The 18,210-nt window shown below is 69.3% G+C and carries 12 protein-coding genes; 6 read left to right on the top strand and 6 right to left on the bottom strand.

The features are described 5' to 3' along the window. Positions 1-368: 368 nt before the first annotated feature. The 3 genes from uvrA (at position 369) to ASF25_RS03865 (ending at position 7,372) form a co-directional block, all read left to right on the top strand. On the top strand, positions 369-3,347 hold the full coding sequence (gene uvrA / locus ASF25_RS03875) for an excinuclease ABC subunit UvrA (protein WP_056303370.1): 2,979 nt from the start codon (positions 369-371) through the stop codon (positions 3,345-3,347). A gap of 528 nt (positions 3,348-3,875) precedes the next feature. After that, on the top strand, positions 3,876-4,847 hold the full coding sequence (locus ASF25_RS03870) for a transporter (RefSeq protein ID WP_056174619.1): 972 nt from the start codon (positions 3,876-3,878) through the stop codon (positions 4,845-4,847). A gap of 287 nt (positions 4,848-5,134) precedes the next feature. Next, on the top strand, positions 5,135-7,372 hold the full coding sequence (locus ASF25_RS03865; RefSeq protein ID WP_056303368.1) for a fused MFS/spermidine synthase: 2,238 nt from the start codon (positions 5,135-5,137) through the stop codon (positions 7,370-7,372). A gap of 32 nt (positions 7,373-7,404) precedes the next feature. On the opposite strand, the gene hflX is transcribed toward ASF25_RS03865, so the two are convergent. The 6 genes from hflX to ASF25_RS03835 all read right to left on the bottom strand — a co-directional run bounded on the left by hflX (position 7,405) and on the right by ASF25_RS03835 (position 14,195). Then, positions 7,405-8,817 carry a GTPase HflX gene (gene hflX, locus ASF25_RS03860; RefSeq protein ID WP_056268333.1) on the bottom strand — a complete coding sequence of 471 codons (1,413 nt, stop codon included), beginning with the start codon at positions 8,815-8,817 and terminating at the stop codon, positions 7,405-7,407. Positions 8,818-9,162: 345 nt separating this feature from the next. Continuing rightward, positions 9,163-9,426: an RNA chaperone Hfq gene (gene hfq, locus ASF25_RS03855; protein WP_056268336.1), complete on the bottom strand. Its 264-nt coding sequence runs from the start codon at positions 9,424-9,426 to the stop codon at positions 9,163-9,165. A 249-nt stretch (positions 9,427-9,675) separates the two neighbouring features. Next, positions 9,676-11,046, bottom strand: a complete 1,371-nt coding sequence (locus ASF25_RS03850) for a sigma-54 dependent transcriptional regulator (protein ID WP_056268340.1) — start codon at positions 11,044-11,046, stop codon at positions 9,676-9,678. Next, on the bottom strand, positions 11,043-13,391 hold the full coding sequence (locus ASF25_RS03845) for a PAS domain-containing sensor histidine kinase (RefSeq protein ID WP_056268343.1): 2,349 nt from the start codon (positions 13,389-13,391) through the stop codon (positions 11,043-11,045). The genes ASF25_RS03850 and ASF25_RS03845 overlap by 4 nt, the downstream gene beginning before the upstream one ends. A 118-nt stretch (positions 13,392-13,509) precedes the next feature. Next, complete coding sequence (locus ASF25_RS03840; protein ID WP_082502474.1) at positions 13,510-13,932, bottom strand: type II toxin-antitoxin system VapC family toxin; 423 nt, start codon at positions 13,930-13,932, stop codon at positions 13,510-13,512. Further along, positions 13,929-14,195 (bottom strand): hypothetical protein, encoded by a 267-nt coding sequence (locus ASF25_RS03835; protein ID WP_056174609.1) that lies wholly within the window; start codon positions 14,193-14,195, stop codon positions 13,929-13,931. Before ASF25_RS03835 ends, ASF25_RS03840 begins: the two co-directional genes overlap by 4 nt. A gap of 131 nt (positions 14,196-14,326) precedes the next feature. Between ASF25_RS03835 and ASF25_RS03830 the strand changes: the two genes are divergently transcribed. From ASF25_RS03830 to oxlT, 3 genes are all read left to right on the top strand, one after another. Continuing rightward, positions 14,327-15,925 carry a gamma-glutamyltransferase family protein gene (locus ASF25_RS03830; RefSeq protein ID WP_056303366.1) on the top strand — a complete coding sequence of 533 codons (1,599 nt, stop codon included), beginning with the start codon at positions 14,327-14,329 and terminating at the stop codon, positions 15,923-15,925. A 58-nt stretch (positions 15,926-15,983) separates the two neighbouring features. Further along, entirely contained in the window at positions 15,984-16,856 is an 873-nt protein-coding gene (locus tag ASF25_RS03825; RefSeq protein WP_056303364.1) for a class I SAM-dependent methyltransferase, read from the top strand. Positions 16,857-16,929: 73 nt separating this feature from the next. Continuing rightward, positions 16,930-18,204, top strand: coding sequence for an oxalate/formate MFS antiporter (gene oxlT / locus ASF25_RS03820; RefSeq protein ID WP_056303362.1), 1,275 nt, complete (start codon positions 16,930-16,932; stop codon positions 18,202-18,204). Positions 18,205-18,210: the final 6 nt, after the last annotated feature.

The following is an 18,210-nucleotide window of genomic DNA, read 5'->3' as shown; positions in this document are numbered from 1 at the left end:
GACACACGCCGAGGGACACACGCCGAGGGACACACGCCAAAGGACACATGCAGAGGGACACATGCCGAGGAACACCGGCCCGAACTTTCCGGGGACCGACGCTGCGTCGCGCTGACCGTGAGCGCCGTGCCAGTCGATGCCTCGCCGGTTCGGGGAGACTTCAAGGCACGGCCGCGTTCGTGTACTCAGTTTGTTCCGAATGATACCGTTGCGGTCGATGCCGGTCGGCGTTTCTGCCCGTCCAGCCCGCCACCGGCCGGACTTGCACGGCCGGTGGCGGCACCTTGTCTTGGACACCCGACGCCCGACATGCGGGTGGCCGGCGGATGCGAAGCCTGTCGAACCGACCCGAAGCGTGAAGAGATTCCATGGCCAAAGCCAAAGCCAGAGCCGCCGCCCGGCAAGCGGAAGTCGAGAAGGTCGAGGCCGACATCGAGAAGCTGTTCGACGGCGCCCGGGACGCCCGCGTGATTTCCGTGCGCGGCGCGCGTGAGCACAACCTCAAGAACATCGACCTGACGATCCCGCGCGACCGGCTCGTGGTGTTCACCGGGCTGTCGGGCTCGGGCAAGTCGTCGCTCGCCTTCGACACCATCTACGCCGAGGGCCAGCGCCGCTACGTCGAGTCGCTCTCGGCCTATGCCCGCCAGTTCCTCGAAATGATGGGCAAGCCCGACGTCGACCAGATCGACGGGCTCTCGCCGGCGATCTCCATCGAACAGAAGACCACTTCGAAGAACCCGCGCTCCACCGTCGGCACCGTCACCGAGATCTACGATTACATGCGCCTGCTGTGGGCGCGGGTCGGCATTCCATACTCGCCCGCCACCGGCCTGCCCATCGAGAGCCAGACCGTGAGCCAGATGGTCGACCGGGTGCTCGCCCTGCCGGAGAAGAGCCGGCTCTACCTGCTCGCGCCCGTGGTGCGCGGCCGCAAGGGCGAGTACCGCAAGGAGATCGCCGAGTTCCAGAAGAAGGGGTTTCAGCGCCTGCGCGTCGACGGCGAGTACTGCGCCATCGACGACGTGCCGGCCCTCGACAAGAAGGTGAAGCACGACATCGACGTGGTGGTGGACCGCATCGTCGTGCGGGCCGACATCGCCGCGCGCCTCGCCGATTCCTTCGAGACCGCCCTCGATCTCGCCGACGGCATCGCGCTGATCGAATTCGCCGACACCCCCGAGGGCGAGGCCGCGCGCGAGCCCATCACCTTCTCGTCGCGGTTCGCCTGTCCGGTCTCGGGCTTCACCATCGCGGAGATCGAGCCGCGGCTGTTCTCGTTCAACAACCCGTTCGGCGCCTGCCCCACCTGCGGTGGCATCGGCCACGAGATGCGCATCGACCCCGAACTCGTGATCTCGGACGCCAAGCTCAGCCTCAAGCGCGGCGCCGTCGGCCCGTGGGCGAAATCGACCTCGCCCTATTACGGCCAGACCCTGGATGCCCTGGCCCGGCACTACAAGTTCAAGACCACCGTGCCGTGGGCCGAGCTGCCCGAGACGGCGCGCACGGTGATCCTGCAGGGCACCGGCCGGGACTCCGTGCGCTTCGCCTACGACGACGGCATGCGCGCCTACGAGGTCAACAAGCCGTTCGAGGGCGTGATCCCGAACCTGGAGCGGCGCTACAAGGAGACGGAGAGCGACACCGCCCGCGAGGAGATCGCCCGGTTCATGAGCGCCACCCCGTGCGCCACCTGCACCGGCAAGCGCCTCAAGATCGAGGCGCTGTGCGTGAAGATCGCCATGGAGGACATCGGCGCGATCACGTCTCTCTCCGTGCGCGACGCGCACAGGTGGTTCTCCGAGCTCCCGGAAAAACTCACGGACAAGCAGAACGAGATCGCCTTCCGCATCCTCAAGGAGATCCGCGACCGGCTCACCTTCCTCATCGATGTCGGCCTCGACTACCTCACCCTGGGGCGGGGCTCGGGCTCCCTGTCGGGCGGCGAGAGCCAGCGCATCCGGCTCGCCTCCCAGATCGGCTCCGGGCTGACGGGCGTGCTCTACGTGCTGGACGAGCCCTCCATCGGTCTGCACCAGCGCGACAACGAGCGTCTGCTCGGCACCCTCAAGCGCCTGCGCGATCTCGGCAACTCGGTTATCGTCGTCGAGCACGACGAGGACGCGATCCTGCAGGCCGATTATGTGGTGGATGTCGGCCCCGGGGCCGGCATCCATGGCGGGCGGATCATCGCGCAGGGTACGCCCGCGGAGGTGCTGAAGAACCCCGCCTCGCTGACCGCCAAGTACCTCACCGGCGAGATGAGCGTGCGGGTGCCCACCGCCCGGAGGAAGCCGAAGAAGGGCAAGCTCAGCCTCGTGGGCGCGCGGGGCAACAACCTCAAGAACGTCTCGGTGGATATCCCGCTCGGCACCTTCACCTGCGTCTCGGGGGTCTCCGGCGGCGGCAAGTCGACCCTCATCATCGATACGCTCTACAAGTCCGTGGCGAAGACCCTGAACGGCGCGCACGAGCACCCGGCCCCGTTCGAGCGCCTCGACGGCCTGGAGAACCTCGACAAGGTCATCGATATCGACCAGTCGCCCATCGGGCGGACCCCGCGCTCGAACCCGGCCACGTACACGGGCGCGTTCACGCCGATCCGCGACTGGTTCGCCGGCCTGCCCGAGGCCAAGGCGCGGGGCTACCAGGCCGGGCGCTTCTCCTTCAACGTCAAGGGCGGGCGCTGCGAGGCCTGCTCCGGCGACGGCGTCATCAAGATCGAGATGCACTTCCTGCCCGACGTCTACGTCACCTGCGACGTGTGCAAGGGTCGCCGCTACGACCGCGAGACCCTGGAGGTGAAGTACCGCGACCGCTCCATCGCGGACGTCCTCGACATGACCGTCGAGGAGGCCGCCGACCTGTTCAAAGCGGTGCCGACCATCCGGGAGAAGATGGAGACCCTGGCCCGCGTCGGGCTCGGCTACGTCAAGGTCGGCCAGCAGGCCACCACCCTGTCGGGCGGCGAGGCCCAGCGGGTGAAGCTGTCGAAGGAGCTGTCGAAGCGGGCCACCGGCCGGACCCTCTACATCCTCGACGAGCCGACCACCGGGTTGCACTTCCACGACGTCGCCAAGCTCATGGAGGTTCTCCACGAGCTCGTCGACCAGGGCAACACCGTGGTGGTGATCGAGCACAACCTCGAAGTCATCAAGACCGCCGACTGGGTCATCGACATGGGCCCCGAGGGCGGCGACGGCGGCGGCGTGGTCGTGGCCGAGGGGACGCCCGAGCAGATCGCCCAATCGAAAAAGAGCCATACCGGGCGCTTCCTGCGCGACGTCCTCGCTCGCCGGCCGCCCGCGCCCGTCGTCGCCAAGGGCCGCAAGGCCGCCGTTTAGGGATCGGGCGGCCCTCCGAACCGGCCCTCGGACGCGGATCGGTGGCGCTTCGGGGTGATTCGCTGGGCCGCCAAGGCTTTTTGGCCATTCGGGGCGGCCCCGCATCGCGGGAGCGGTCGAAGGCCCCCGGCGCCAAAGGTTAACGCTTGCGCAATCGCCGAAGGCGTCTTTCCGGTTTTGCCCGGTCCGTGCGGGAGCGACAAACGCTTGCGCCGTCAGCGATATCGTTCCGGTTCGTCCGAACGGACCCGCGTGCGCCGCGCCACAATGGTTAACGAACCGCGCTGTTGCACCGCGGCAAAATTGCGGCTTTTGCGCAACGGTCAGTTTGGAACTGCCCCGTTTCAGTGCAACGCGCTGTCCTTCCGGGCCAAGCTGTAGAATAGTTCCCCTCGTTGAGACACGAATTCGGGCCGCAAGGGGGGCCTTCCAAACCAACGGGAACACGCTGCTCCAAAGCAGCGGACCGGCAGAATGGTGCGGAAGGCTACGCGGCGCCCGCCTGAAATCCTTGGGAAGGACAGACACATGATGAAGAACTGGCTCGCCGCCGGAGCGGTGGCGCTTTCGGTCGGCATGTCCGCCACCGCCGCCTTCGCCCAGACGACCACGGTTCCCGGTGAGCAGGTCGGCCTCGCCACCGGCGCGCCGCTGCCCGAGGGCATCTACGCCCTCAACACCTTCGTCTACCGCAGCAACGAGAACACCGGCCCCGGCGCCGTCGACGTCGCCGTCAACGTCCCCGTGCTCGTCTGGTCGACCCCGTTCGTGCCGTTCGGCGGCCGCGTCGAGCTCCTCGTCGCTCCCCCGACCGTGTTCGCCTTCGGCAAGAACGGCGGCGCCAACGGCTCGCGTGACCTGTCCATCAACGTCGGCACCTTCGTCGGCGGCATCTGGGCCTTCGATCTCGGCAACAACTTCGGCGTCAGCTTGCTCGGCGGCGTGTACCTCAACGAGCTCAATGCCGGTCGCGGCGTCCTCGTGAACAATGCCGGCACCACGGCCAGCTCGCCGGTCCTGCCGTTCCTCGCCTCCAACACCTACCGTATGGGCGTCGCCGCCAGCTACACCGGCGATGGTTACAACCTCACCGCCAACCTGACCGCGAACATCTACGACTCGCCGGCCTCGTTCGGTGGCAACAATACCTTCGGCACCCGCGGTCCGTTCATCATCTCCGACTCGCTCAACCTCGACCTGACCGCGACCAAGAAGTTCGGCAAGTTCGAGATCGGTGTCATCGGTTACGGCACGATGAACTTCGACATCAGCGCTGCCAGCCTCGCCGCCGGCAACCGTGGCAACTTCTCGGTCGGTGGTCTCATCGGCTACGACTTCGGGCCCGTCACCGCCCAGGCCTACGTCGCCACCACGGTCGCCAATGCCAACGTCAACCGTCGCACCGACACGGTCGAAGGTTGGTTCCGCCTGATCGTTCCGCTGTACTCGCCCACCGCCGTTGCCGCTGCCGCACCGGCTCCGATCATCCGCAAGTACTGATCCGACAAGGACTGATCGCGGACCTACGGGTCCGCGGGTCCCCGGACACAACACGCCGTTCCTCCCCCGGGAGGGACGGTTTTTTGTTTTGGCGCCCTCGGCGCTGGCGTCGACCGCCGGAGGCTTGCGCGAAACTCGGGTCACCGCGGGGGGGCCGTCAGCCACTCCTTAAGTCTCCTGGTCCAAGGTGTCGGTTAGAACGACGCGAGACCCGACCGATGCAAGCCAGCGAGACCGGCGCGATGGGACCCGACGGGTCCGCCCGGGCGTCATGTCCGGAGCGCGGATTGCCCGGCCGCGGCCTGACGCAGGTGGCGCTGTTCTCCGGCACCCTGATGCTGGCGGCTTTCCTGCTGTTCAGCCTGCAGCCGATCTTCACCAAGCGGATCCTGCCCGTCCTCGGCGGCACGCCGGGGGTGTGGTCCGTCGCCATGGTGTTCTTCCAGGCCCTGCTGCTCGCGGGCTACGCCTACGCCCACGCCCTCACTCGGTGGCTGCCGTTCCGGATCGCCGCGACCGTGCACGGCCTCGTGCTGCTCGGCGGCGCCGCGTTCCTGCCCATCGGGATCGCCGCCGGATACGGGAGCGTCGGCACGGGCGACGAGGCCCTGTGGCTGGTCGGCCTCTTCCTCGCCTCCGTCGGCGCGCCGTTCTTCGCCCTCTCGGCGAGCGCGCCCCTGCTTCAGGCTTGGTTCGCCCGCTCGGACGACCCGGCGGCGGCGGACCCGTACTTCCTCTACCGGGCCTCGAACCTCGGATCGTTCGCGGCCCTCCTCGCCTATCCCCTCGCCATCGAACCGATGCTGGGCCTCGCCGAGCAGACGCGGCTGTGGTCGGTCGGCTACGGCCTCGGGGCCTGCGCACTGGCGGCCTGCGCCCTCTCGGTGATGCGGGCGGCGCGAAGGCCGGTTCGCGCGCCGGAGGCCGAGGCCGAGTCCATCGGCCCGTCCCGGCGCCTGGCCTGGATCGGCCTCTCGGCCGTGCCGTCGGGCCTGCTCGTCGCGGTCACGGCCCACATCACCACCGATGTGGCGGCGATCCCCCTCATGTGGGTCATCCCGCTGGCCCTCTATCTCCTGACCTTCGTCATCACCTTCCGGCCCCTCGCCACCTGGCCGGACCGCCCCCTCGCCGTCCTGCTGACGGCCGGGACGGCCGTGGTCCTGGGCGTCGCCGTCATCGTACGCCTGCCGTTCCTGATCGATCTGCCCTTGAGCCTCGGGCTCGGCTTCGTCGCGAGCCTCGTCGCCCACCGGGCCGTCTACGGGCTGCGGCCGTCCGCACGACGCCTGACCGAGTTCTACCTGTTCACGTCGCTCGGCGGCATGCTCGGGGGCCTGTTCGCGGCGCTGATCGCCCCGCGGCTGTTCCCGACGGTGGCGGAATACCCGCTGCTGCTCGTCGCGGCCCTGGCCTGCCGCCCCGGCACCTTCGCGGGCCTGCGCCGCGTGCGCCCCGACCTGCGGCACCGGCTGCGCCCGGCCCTGCTCGCCGGCGCGGTCGTCGGAATCGTCGGGGTGCTGGGATGGTGCGTCCCGGGCCTCGCGCCCCACCTGGCGATGATCGTTCTGATGGCCGGGCTTCTGGTGAGCTGGCGCGCGCCGCGGCGGGTCGTCGGCTTTGCCGCGCTGCTCTGCGCCCTCGGCCTGGCGATGCCGCACCTCGTCGCCCGGGACTACGAGAGCCGGCGCAGCTTCTTCGGGGTCCATCGCATCGAGACCGATGCGTCGGGCCGCTTCCGCCTGCTCACGCACGGAACCACGCTGCACGGCGCCATCCGCATCCGCGCGGACGATGGCGGGCCCGCCCTCGGGCGGCCCGAATCCACCACCTACTACGCGCCCGGCAACGCCATCGCGGATGTCCTCGCGGTCGGCCGCGCGGCGCACGGGCCCCTGTCGGCGGTGGCCGTGGTCGGCCTCGGCGCCGGCAGCCTCGCCTGCCAGTCCGAACCCGGGGAAGCCTGGACGTTCTACGAGATCGATCCCGTGGTCATCCGCCTCGCCACCGACCCCGCCCGGTTCCGCTTCCTCCAGGAATGCACGCCCTCGGCCCGGATCGTCCAGGGCGACGCCCGCCTGGCCCTCGCCGCCGAGACCGGTTCGGTACGCGTGCTCATCGTCGACGCGTTCTCGTCCGACGCGATCCCGATGCACCTGCTCACGGGTGAGGCCCTGGCGCTCTACCGCAGCCGTCTCGACGCGCAGGGCGTCCTCGCGCTCCACATCTCCAACCGCCATTTCGATCTGCGGCCGGCCCTGGCGCGCGTCGCCGCCGAGCAGGGCCTGACCCTCCTCCAGCGCCTCGACCGGCTCGACGAGCCCTTCGAGGCCCACTACCGCGCGCCCGCCCTGGTCGTCATCGCCACCCGCGATCCGGTGGTCGAACGGGAAGCCGTGCGGCTGGGCTGGACGCCCGTCGCCCCCGACATGACGCGCCGGCCCTGGACCGACGACTACGTCAACGTCCTCGAAGCGTTCTTCGACAAGCTCGGGCACACGAAGGCCGCGCCGCTGCGGGATTGATGCCGGCGGCGCGGGGTGCGTGAGCGGGGCCGCTAACCGACCCGGTTAAGCCGGCGCGCGCCGGCGAACCGGTTGAGGAAGCGTGGCTCCTTCTCGGGGGCGATGCGGAAGGCGAGGTGCATGGTGCCGCCCTCCTCCTCGCGCCTGTCCAGAACCTCGCCGTTCTCGTAGAGCCAGTGCAGGGACGCCCCGTCCTCGGGCGGCAGCACCACCGCGAAGGTGGAGCGCTGGCGCGCGATGCGGGCCTCGATCCGGCTGGTGAGCGCCGTGAGCCCCTCCCCCGTGAGGGCCGAGACGAGGACCGGCGCGTCGCTGTCCCGATCCGTGCGCCCCTGCGCGCTGAGGTTGAGCAGGCGCGTGCGCTCGGCCGGATCCAGGAGGTCGGCCTTGTTCCAGACCTCGATGATCCGGGTGGCGCTAGTCTCGATCCCGAGTTCGCGCAGGACCGCGCCGACATCCTCGGCCTGGGCCTCGCTGTCGCCGTGCGACACGTCACGGACGTGGAGCAGGATGTCGGCCTCGATCACGTCCTCCAACGTGGCCCGGAAGGCCGCGATGAGGGAGGTCGGCAGCTCGGAGATGAAACCCACCGTGTCGGACAGGATCACCGTCTCGCCATGCGGCAGCTTGGTCGCGCGGGCCGTCGGGTCGAGGGTGGCGAACAGCATGTCCTGCGCCATCACCTGGGCTTTGGTGAGGGCGTTGAAGAGGGTCGACTTGCCGGCATTGGTGTAGCCGACGAGGGCAACGATGGGATACGGCACCCGTGCCCGGCCCTGCCGGTGGAGCCCGCGGGTGCGGGTGACGCCGTCGAGTTCGCGCTCGATCTTCGTCATCCGCTCCTGAATCATGCGGCGGTCGGCTTCGATCTGGGTTTCGCCGGGGCCGCCGAGGAAGCCGAAGCCGCCGCGCTGGCGCTCCAGGTGGGTCCAGGACCGCACGAGGCGGCTGCGCTGGTAGGCCAGATGCGCGTGCTCGACCTGCAGCGTGCCCTCGCGCGTCGAGGCGCGGCGCCCGAAGATCTCGAGGATGAGGCCGGTGCGGTCGATGACCTTGCAGCCGAACTCCTTCTCAAGATTGCGCTGCTGGACTGGCGACAGGGCGCAATCCATCACCACGAGGCCGATCTCGCGCGCCTTGATCACGCCGGCGAGTTCCTCGACGCGGCCCTTGCCGAGATAGGTCGACGGCCGGATGCGCTGCACCGGCGCGAAGATCGCCTCGACCACGTCGAGCTCGATGGCGGCGGCGAGGCCCGAGGCCTCGTCGAGGCGCGCTTCGTTGGAGCGCAGGATCTCTGTGTTGTGGACGCTCCCGACACTGCGCTGCGCGACCCGGCCGAGATACGGCCCGACGACGAGGGTGTGGGTCGCGGCCGCGATGTCGCCCTCGGGGGCGGCCATCGCCTGGAGCCGGGCTTCGCCGGGCGTCATGATTTCCGTCATAGGCTACGCGTCAGACCCTGTCCTGTGATCTCAGGACATTGGGCGCGCGGACACGCCAGACAAGGGCGCGGGGTGCTAATCCGGGGAAACAGGCCTTCGACTCTCCTCGGATCAAACGGACCCCTTCCATCGGAGGAGATCGAAGCGATCGCAGGCCACACCACCGTCGTTCCGGGGCGTGCGCTGAGCCAACCCGGACGGCCGCGCCGAAGGCGTGCAATCCAGATCTGCAGATTGCGGAAAAATTCGGCGGACCTTGTGTTTCTGGATCCCGGGTTCCGCTGCGCTGCCCCGGGATGACACTGCGCAGGAGACGCCCGTTTCCTCAAGCGTCCCCGCAATCGCTCAGGCCAGCGCCTTCTCCACCGGGGCGGTCTCGTCCGGCTCGAACAATTGCACGGGATGGCCCGGCATGATGGTCGAGATGGCGTGCTTGTAAACGAGCTGGGAATGGCCGTCGCGACGAAGGAGGACGCAGAAATTGTCGAACCACGTCACCACGCCCTGAAGCTTGACCCCGTTGACGAGGAAGATGGTGAGCGGGATCTTGTTCTTTCGAACGTGGTTCAGGAACGTGTCCTGCAGGTTTTGAGCGCGTTCGCCCGCCATTGTTCTTATCCTTGATCAAACTGCCGCCCGCCGCGAATGACGGGTTCTCATCAGTCGGGTGCGGGGTGTTTGGAGCGACGACTTGATCCGGTGCCCCCCGCGGACACCATTACACGTGCATCGGCGCAGCGATGCAAGTCCGGCTCGGAGAGTCCGGCTCCAAAAGTCAGGCTCGGCAAGCCCGTGTTGGCAGCCCGTGTTGGCAAGCCCGTCTGCCGGCCATGCGCCCGGCATCGTCCGTGCCGCGCCTCAGGGGCCGATGCCGAGGGACTTCAGTTTCCTGTGCAGGGCCGAACGCTCCATGCCGATGAACTCGGCCGTGCGCGAGATGTTGCCCGAGAATCGGGCGATCTGCGCCACGAGGTACTCGCGCTCGAAGATCTCGCGGGCTTCGCGGAGCGCGAGGCTCATGAGCTTCTCGCCACCCGAGCCGTTGGGCGTCGTTGGCACCAGGGCCCCGATCTCGGTCGGGAGCATCTCGGAGGTGACCTCCTGCTCCGGGTCGGTGTGGGTGAGGATCATCAGGCGTTCGACGTTATTGCGCAGCTGACGCACGTTGCCGGGCCAGTCGTGCGATTGCAGCACCGCCATGGCGTCGTCGGCGATGCGCCGGCGCGGCAGGCCGGTGGCACCCGAGATCTGCTCCATGAAGAACGCGATCAGCTCGGGCACGTCCTCGCGGCGCTCGGACAGGGCCGGCACCCGGATCGGCACCACGGACAGCCGGTGGAACAGATCCTCGCGGAAGCGGCCGGCGGCGATCTCCTCGGCGAGATCGCGCGACGACGACGAGATGATGCGGACATCGACGTGCACCCGGGTGGTGCCACCGACGCGCTGGAAGTTCTGGTCGACGAGGACCCGCAGGATGCGGTTCTGGGTCTCGCGCGGCATGTCGGCGACTTCGTCGATGTAGAGCGAGCCGCCATGGGCCTCCTCCAGGGCGCCGACCCGCCGCGCCCGCCCCTCCCCCGCCTCGACGCCGAACAGCTCGGCCTCCATGGTGTCGGGGGTGATGGTGGCGGCGTTGATCACCACGAACGGGCCGTTGGCGCGCGTCGACGTGGCGTGCAGGGTGCGGGCCGAGAGCTCCTTGCCGGAGCCCGGCGCCCCGAGGATCATCACCCGGGCGTTGGTGGGCGCCACGCGCTCCACGGTCTGGCGCAGCTGGTTGCACACCACGGAGGCACCGACGAGGCGGCTCGCCTGCCCCGAGCGGGTCTTGAGGTCGCGCACCTCGCGCTTGAGGCGGGAGGCCTCCAGGGCGCGCTCGGCCACCAGGATGAGCCGGTCGGCCTTGAACGGCTTCTCGATGAAGTCGTAGGCGCCCGCCTTGATGGCCGCCACGGCGGTCTCGATGTTGCCGTGACCCGAGATCATCACGACGGGCAGATCGGGGTGGCCCGCCTTGATCTGATCCAACACCTGCAGCCCGTCGAGGCGCGAGCCCTGGAGCCAGATGTCGAGGAAGACGAGGTGGGGCCGGCGCGATTCGATGGCCGCCAGGGCCTCGTCGGAGCCGCCGGCCGTGCGGGTGCGGTGGCCCTCGTCGTCGAGGATGCCGGCGACGAGGTCGCGGATGTCGGCCTCGTCGTCGACGATCAGGATATCGGCGCTCATGACTGCATCTCCGCGATTGGGGGGGCCGTCCGCGCGGCGCCCTTCTCATCCTGCGCGGAGGGTTGGCCCTCCGGCGTCGTCTGCCCCGGGGGGGCCTTCTCCTGCGGAACTTGCGGCACGCGCATCCGCACGCGTCCGCCCCGTCCCTCGGGGTTGTCGTTGAGTTCGATCCCGCCGCCGTGCTCTTCCAGCACCTTGCTGACGATGGCGAGGCCGAGTCCCGTCCCACCCTCGCGGGTGGTCATATAGGGCTCAAGCAGGCGCTGGCGCCCCTCGGCGGGAAATCCCTTGCCGTTGTCGGTGACCTCGATGACGGCGAAGCCCTCCTCGAGGATGAGGCGCACGTCGACTTTCCCCTTGCCCAGATCGGCCTCCGGCACCGCCTGCACCGCCTCGACGGCGTTCTTGAGGATGTTGGTGATGGCCTGGGACAAAAGACGGATGTCGAAGGCCGCGAGCACCCGCTCGGTCCCGGCCTCCGAGAAGCCGAACTCCATGTCCGGGTGGGCCACGCGCATCATGAACAGGTTCTGGCGGGTGATCTCGCTGAGATCGTTCTGGGCGATGGCCGGCTTCGGCATCCGGGCGAAGGACGAAAACTCGTCGACCATGCGTTTGATCTCGTCGACCTGGCGGATGATCGTCGCCGTGCACTGGTCGAACACGTCCTTGTCCGCGACGATCACTTTTCCGTATTTGCGCCGGATGCGCTCGGCCGAGAGCTGGATCGGCGTCAGCGGGTTCTTGATCTCGTGAGCGATGCGGCGGGCCACATCGGCCCAGGCCGAGGTGCGCTGGGCCGAGACGAGGTCGGTGATGTCGTCGAGCGTCACCACGAAACCGCGGGCGCCGCCTTGCGCCTGCTCGCTGGTGACCCGGACCGTCACCGTGCGCTCGCGCCCGTCGCGGGTGAGCTGGATCTGCTGCTGAAGGGCGCGCTGACGGCCCTCGCCGCCCTCGGGGAACAGCGGCGCCAGCTCGGGCACGGCCTGGATCAGGGGCTGGCCCACGATGGCGTCCGCCGTCAGCCCGAGGGTGCGCTCCACGGAGGGGTTGGCGATGGTGACGCGTCCCCCCGCATCGACGCCGATGACGCCCGGCGAGACGCCCGACAGCACGGCCTCGGTGAAGCGCCGACGCCGGTCGATGAGGTCGCTCGCCGCCATCAACCCGTCGTGCTGGCGCCTGAGCTCCTGCGTCATCTTGTTGAAGCTCTCGGACAGGTGCGCGAGGTCGCCGTCGCTCTTCCGGGCCGGGACCTGGGCGTAGAAGTTGCCCGACGCGACCTGATCGGCGGCGTTGATGAGCCGACGGATGGGCGCCACGAAGCGGTTGGCGAAGTTCAACCCGAACCATACCGCCGACAGCAGGGCGATGAGGGCGATGAGCACGAAGACGGAGGCGAAGCTGATCTGGATCGAGCGCTTCAGGGAATCGTAGGTGAGGTACTCGGCCGCCGCCGCCCGCGACACGCCGGGGAACTCGACGGCGAGCTGGCTGACCTCGCGCTGCACCAGCAGCACGGCGCCGTCATAGGCGGTCATCCGAAACAGGGCGGCGAAGATCCGGCCCTCGCTCGGCACGAGGCAGATGGGGTCGGTGGATTTCGCCGCGTCCTCGAAGGCGGCGGCCGAGGGCAGACGCCGGTCCTTCAAGGGATCGATCTGCGCGCGCGCCACCACGGAATCGGGGCCGCGCATGATCTCGGCGACGGGCAGGCCGAGGGCCGTGGCGCGGGTGGTGAGGAAGCTCTCGAACCATTGCCGGTTCACGTCAAAGTTCGGCCGTGCCCGGGTGAGGTCGTCGGCCAGAATCCGGATCTCGCGTGCGAGCGATTGGCACTGGTTCTCCTGATAGGCATCCGCCACCTCGACGGATTTCAGCACCACGTCGCGGACCCGGTCGGTGAAGCCCAGCGACAGGCCCCGGTCGATGGTCACGGCCGCCACCACGGCGAGCAGCACGGTGGGCAGGATGGCGATGAGGGAGAACAGGCCGACGATGCGGGTGTGGAGCCGGGCCACCGCCGCGTTGGTGCGGCGCGCGTGCAGGAAGACCCGCGCCTCCCAGGCGATGATGACGATGAGACCGAGCACGAGGACGACGTTGATGCCGAGCAGTGTCAGCCCGACGGTGGGCGTCGGCGTCACCCGGATCACCCCGGCCAGGATCAGGAAGGTGGCGATGGCCGAGACGAGGGCGGTGACCACCACCAGGGCCCCGACCCAGCCGGGTCCGCGCGGCGGCGGCTTCAACGGAGCCGCATCGGAATCCGGCGGCGTTCCGGCCGTGCCGGACGCCTCCCCAGAACCCTTCGATGCCTTGAAACGCCGCAGCCACGCCATGCGTGATGCATCGCCACAACAGTGTGGCGAAATTAATACGAATTGGGCCGGGAAGAGCCGTCGAAGCGGCGGATGGTCATGGCGCCGACGACGAGGGCGGGCGAGCGATCGGTCGACGTCAGGGCAACCATGGGTTCTCGATCGTCAGCCCACAATCGAGGAAATCCGCCACGTTGCGTGTGACGACGACAGCGTCTCTCGTGCGCGCGATGGCTGCAATCATCAGGTCCATCGTCGCAATGGGCCTGCCCGTTCGCCGCCGCGCCGCGAAAATGCCGGCATAGCTTCGTGCGGCCTCAGCGTCGAAGGCCCAGACCCGTCCACGAAAATCCTCCGCGAACATGGCGTGGGCGGACAATTCAAGCGCCGAACGCCGGCGCCCGTCAGGCATGATGGCCAAACCGGCGAGAATCTCGGCTTCGCAGATGGACGCCGTGAACAGGCTCTCTGTGCTGCGGATCGCAATCCACGCCGCCACCTCCGGAGTGCCCCTGCCTGTCATCATGGCGGACAGGACGTTGGTATCCAGGAGAAACTTCACTCGAGCACGGGCGGATCGCGGGGCGGCCCGCGTGCGGGCACGTCGATCTCGATGCTTCCCAGGGGAGCGAACCGCGCCCGTATGCGCTCGTAGAGATTGCCGGCCTGACGGTCATTGGATTCGCCGAGGGCGCCTTCGAGGATATGGCGGGCCTCGGCTTGCATGGATTGCCCATTCCGGGCGGCGCGGACGCGTAGCCGTTCCTTCAACCCCGGATCGAGGTTGCGAATCGTGAGGCTGTCCTGAGAGGAACGCAGTGGCATTCGATCAGTCTCGTCAACATCGATGGATCGAGCAAGCTGGTTTGGGCAGGGCACGAACCCTGCCTTGCGCCCCGCCATCGACCCGTGACCAAAATTCATTATCCTCGCGCCATCCCAGTCAAGAGACCCCCATGCCCGACACACCCGTCTTCGCGACCGCCGCCGTGGCCGCGCCCCATCGGCTCSCCGCCCGCGCCGGCCAGCACGTCCTGGCGCAGGGCGGCAACGCTATCGAGGCCATGGCGGCCATGGCGGCGACCATCGCGGTGGTCTACCCGCACATGAACGGGATCGGCGGCGACGGGTTCTGGCTGGTCCGCGAGCGCGGCGGCCGGGTGCGCGGCATCGAAGCCTGCGGCCCGGCCGGCGCGCTGGCCACGATTCCCCGCTACCGCGGCAAGGGCTACGACGTGCTGCCGTCGCGCGGCGCCGACGCGGCCCTGACCGTGGCGGGTGCCATCGGCGGCTGGAGGCTCGCCCTCGATCTCGCCAAGGCGCTGGGCGGGCGCCTGCCTTTGGAGACCCTCCTGGCCGACGCCATCGGGCATGCCCGCGACGGCGTCGCCGTCTCGCCCTCGGAGGCGCGCTACGTGCCGAAGGAGATCGACACCCTCCACGACCAGCCGAATTTCTCCGAAACCTTCCTCGACGACGGCAAGCCGTATGCGGCCGGTGCGATCCGGCGCCTGCCGGGCCTCGCCGACACCCTGGCGCAGCTCGCCCATGCGGGCCTCGACGACTTCTACCGGGGGGATCTCGGCCGCGAGATCGCCGCCGACCTCGCCGATCTCGGGTCGCCCGTGACCCGGGCCGATCTCGAAGCCTACGCGCCGCGCGAGCGCCAGGCCCTCAGCCTGCGCCGGCGCGACGCCACCCTCTACAACTTCCCGCCCCCGACCCAAGGCATCGCCGCCCTGCTGATCCTCGGGATCTTCGACCGCCTCGGCGTCACCCGGCCCGAGACGACGGCGCATTATCACGGGCTCATCGAGGCGACGAAGCGCGCCTTCGCCATCCGTGACCGCATCGTCACGGATTTCGACCGCCTCAGCGTCGATCCCGCGCGCTTCCTCGACCCCGCCCGCCTCGACCGCGAGGCCGCCGCCATCGACATGCGCCGCGCCGCCACCCTGCCCCTGCGCAACCCCGGCGAGGGCGACACCGTGTGGATGGGGGCGATCGACAAGGACGGCCTCGCCGTCTCCTACATCCAGTCGATCTACTGGGAGTACGGCTCCGGCGTGGTGCTGCCGAAGACCGGCATCCACTGGCAGAACCGCGGCACGTCGTTCTCCCTCGACCCCAACGCCGTCAATCCCCTGGAGCCGGGCCGGCGCCCGTTCCACACCCTGATCCCGGCGCTTGCCGCCTTCGACGACGGCCGGGTGATGGCCTACGGTTCCATGGGGGGCGACGGCCAGCCCCAGTTCCAGGCCCAGATCTTCGCCCGCTACGCCGATTACGGCATGAGCCCGGCCGCCGCGGTGGACGCGCCGCGCCTGCTCTACGGCCGGACCTGGGGGGCGGAATCCCTCACCGTCAAGGTCGAGGACCGGTTCGACCCCGCCTGCATCGCCGCCCTCGGCGCCATGGGGCACACGGTGGAGGAACTCGGCGGCGCCTACATCGATTCGCTGGGCCATGCCGGCATGCTGATCCGTCACCCCGGCAACTGCCGCATCGAGGCGGTGCACGATCCGCGCTCGGACGGCGGGTCCGAAGGGCTGTAGAAGCCGGCCCGGCGCGTTTCGCGCGCCAGAGCATCAGGCACAGAGCGGTTCAAACTCCATGGCGGCATCCGAGCAGACCCAGAGCGATTATTGGAACGGCGACGCGGGCGCCCGCTGGGCCCGCCATCAGGCGACCTTCGATCGGGTGTTCGCGCCGCTGACCGAACGCCTGTTCGCGGGCGCCGCCCTGCGCCCCGGAGACGCCGTGCTCGATGTCGGGTGCGGTGCTGGTGCCACCGCCCTGCGGGCCGCCGACATCGTCGGTCCGTCCGGCCGCGTCACCGCCGCCGACGTCTCGGCGCCCCTCCTCGCCGTCACCGCGCGCCGGGCCGCTTCCCGGCCGCCCGGCGGCGCCCCCATCGTCCTGGTGGAAGCCGACGTACAGACGCACACCTTCGCGGACGCGGCGTTCACGCACCTGATCTCGCGCTTCGGGATCATGTTCTTCGACGATTCGATCGCCGCCTTCGCCAACCTCCACCGCGCCCTGCGGCCGGAGGGTCGGCTGACGATGCTGTGCTGGCGAGCCCAAGCCGAGAACGCCTGGATCGACCACCCGTTCGGCCTCGTCCGCGCCCTGCTGCCGGAGCCGGAGCCGACGCCCTTCGACGCCGCCGGCCCGTTCCGGTTCGCCGATCCGGCCCGGCTGCCCGGCATCCTGGCCGCCGCCGGGTTCCGCGACATCGCCCTCATGCCCGTGGACGAGCCCCTCGTGCTCGGTCACTCCGAGGCCGGCGACCCCCGGGAAGCGGCCGAGGCGGCGGCGAACTTCGCCCTCGACCTCGGCCCGGCTTCCCGCCTCGTCCGCGATCAGACCCCCGAGATCCGCAGCCGCGCCCACGCGATCGTCCTGCGCGACTTCGCGGAGAGGGTCTCGAACGAAGCGGTGCGGCTCGGAGCGGCGTGCTGGCTGGTCACGGCCGTGCGTTGACGCCGAACGACCAGACGACACCGGACATCCTGGCACGGCGTATGCTTCGGGCGCTCCGCCTCAGGAGTGAATTATGGATACGATCGTCTCCCGCCAGCGCTGGCTGCAACTCGGCCTCGGCCTCGTCGCCATGATGGCGATCTCCAGTCCCCAGTATGTCTGGACCCTCTTCACCAAGCCGCTGATGGCGACCACCGGCGCGACGCTGGCCGCCATCCAGGTCACCTTTACCATCGTCATCGTCCTGCAGACGTTCTTCTCGCCCGTGCAGGGCTACCTCATCGAGCGGTTCAGCCCGAAGGTGATGATCGCGCTGGGCGCCGCGCTCTCGGGCCTCGGCTGGGTGCTCGCCGCCCGGATCGACAGCCTGTGGGGCCTCTACGCCACCTACGGCCTGTTCTGCGGTCTCGGTACCGGCATCGTCTATGTCGGCATCGTCGGCCTGATGGTGAAATGGTTTCCCGACCGGCGGGGCTTCGCCGTCGGCGTGGTTGCGGCCGGCTACGGCATGGGCGCCCTGCTCACCACCTTCCCCATCACCAACATGATGGCGGCCTCGGGCTACCGCGAGACCCTGAACACCTTCGGCATCGTGCTCGGCATCGTCGGCGTGCTGGCGGCCCTCGGCCTGCGCGCCCCGCGCCCCGGCGAGGCCCTGCCGGCGCCGGCCCGCAACCTCTCGACCTGCACCCACGACACGGCGCCGAAGGAGATGCTGCGCACGCCGCTGTTCTGGTTGATGTTCGTGATGATGACGATGATGTCCACGGGCGGCCTGATGGTGGTGGCGCAGTTCGCCTCCTTCGCCCGCGACTTCGGGGTCGCCGACGCCATCGTGTTCGGCTTTGCCGCCCTGCCCTTCGCCCTGACGTTCGACCGGATCACCAACGGCCTCACCCGCCCGTTCTTCGGCTGGGTCTCGGACCGGATCGGCCGGGAGAAGACCATGGCCATCGCGTTCGCGGCCGAGGCCGTCGCCATCGCGCTGATGCTGGTGTTCCGCGAGAACGCCTACGCGTTCGCCCTGCTGTCGGGCGTCGTGTTCTTCGCCTGGGGCGAGATCTTCTCCCTGTTCCCGTCGCTCCTCACCGACACCTTCGGCACCAAGCACGCCACCACGAATTACGGCTTCCTGTACATGGCGCAGGGTGTGGGCTCGCTGCTGGGCGGCCCCGTTGCGGCGATGATCTACGCCGCGCAAGGGTCGTGGATCCCGGTGTTCGGCATCGCCATCGGCCTCGACCTCCTCACCGCCGCCCTCGCCTGGTTCGTCCTGCGTCCCATGCGGCGCGAGTGGCTCGGGCTCGGCGGCGCGCCCGTGGCCGTGGGCAAGCCCGCCCTGGCGTGAGCCCGC

The sequence above is a fragment of the Methylobacterium sp. Leaf100 genome (assembly GCF_001422845.1).
Classification (GTDB): domain Bacteria; phylum Pseudomonadota; class Alphaproteobacteria; order Rhizobiales; family Beijerinckiaceae; genus Methylobacterium.
This window is presented reverse-complemented; position numbering and strand designations above follow the sequence as displayed.

Coding starts and splice junctions, on each gene's coding strand:
- uvrA (WP_056303370.1), top strand. CDS start 369: ATGGCCAAAGCCAAAGCCAGAGCCGCCGCCCGGCAAGCGGAAGTCGAG.
- ASF25_RS03870 (WP_056174619.1), top strand. CDS start 3,876: ATGATGAAGAACTGGCTCGCCGCCGGAGCGGTGGCGCTTTCGGTCGGC.
- hflX (WP_056268333.1), bottom strand. CDS start 8,817: ATGACGGAAATCATGACGCCCGGCGAAGCCCGGCTCCAGGCGATGGCC.
- hfq (WP_056268336.1), bottom strand. CDS start 9,426: ATGGCGGGCGAACGCGCTCAAAACCTGCAGGACACGTTCCTGAACCAC.
- ASF25_RS03850 (WP_056268340.1), bottom strand. CDS start 11,046: ATGAGCGCCGATATCCTGATCGTCGACGACGAGGCCGACATCCGCGAC.
- ASF25_RS03845 (WP_056268343.1), bottom strand. CDS start 13,391: ATGGCGTGGCTGCGGCGTTTCAAGGCATCGAAGGGTTCTGGGGAGGCG.
- ASF25_RS03835 (WP_056174609.1), bottom strand. CDS start 14,195: ATGCCACTGCGTTCCTCTCAGGACAGCCTCACGATTCGCAACCTCGAT.
- ASF25_RS03825 (WP_056303364.1), top strand. CDS start 15,984: ATGGCGGCATCCGAGCAGACCCAGAGCGATTATTGGAACGGCGACGCG.
- oxlT (WP_056303362.1), top strand. CDS start 16,930: ATGGATACGATCGTCTCCCGCCAGCGCTGGCTGCAACTCGGCCTCGGC.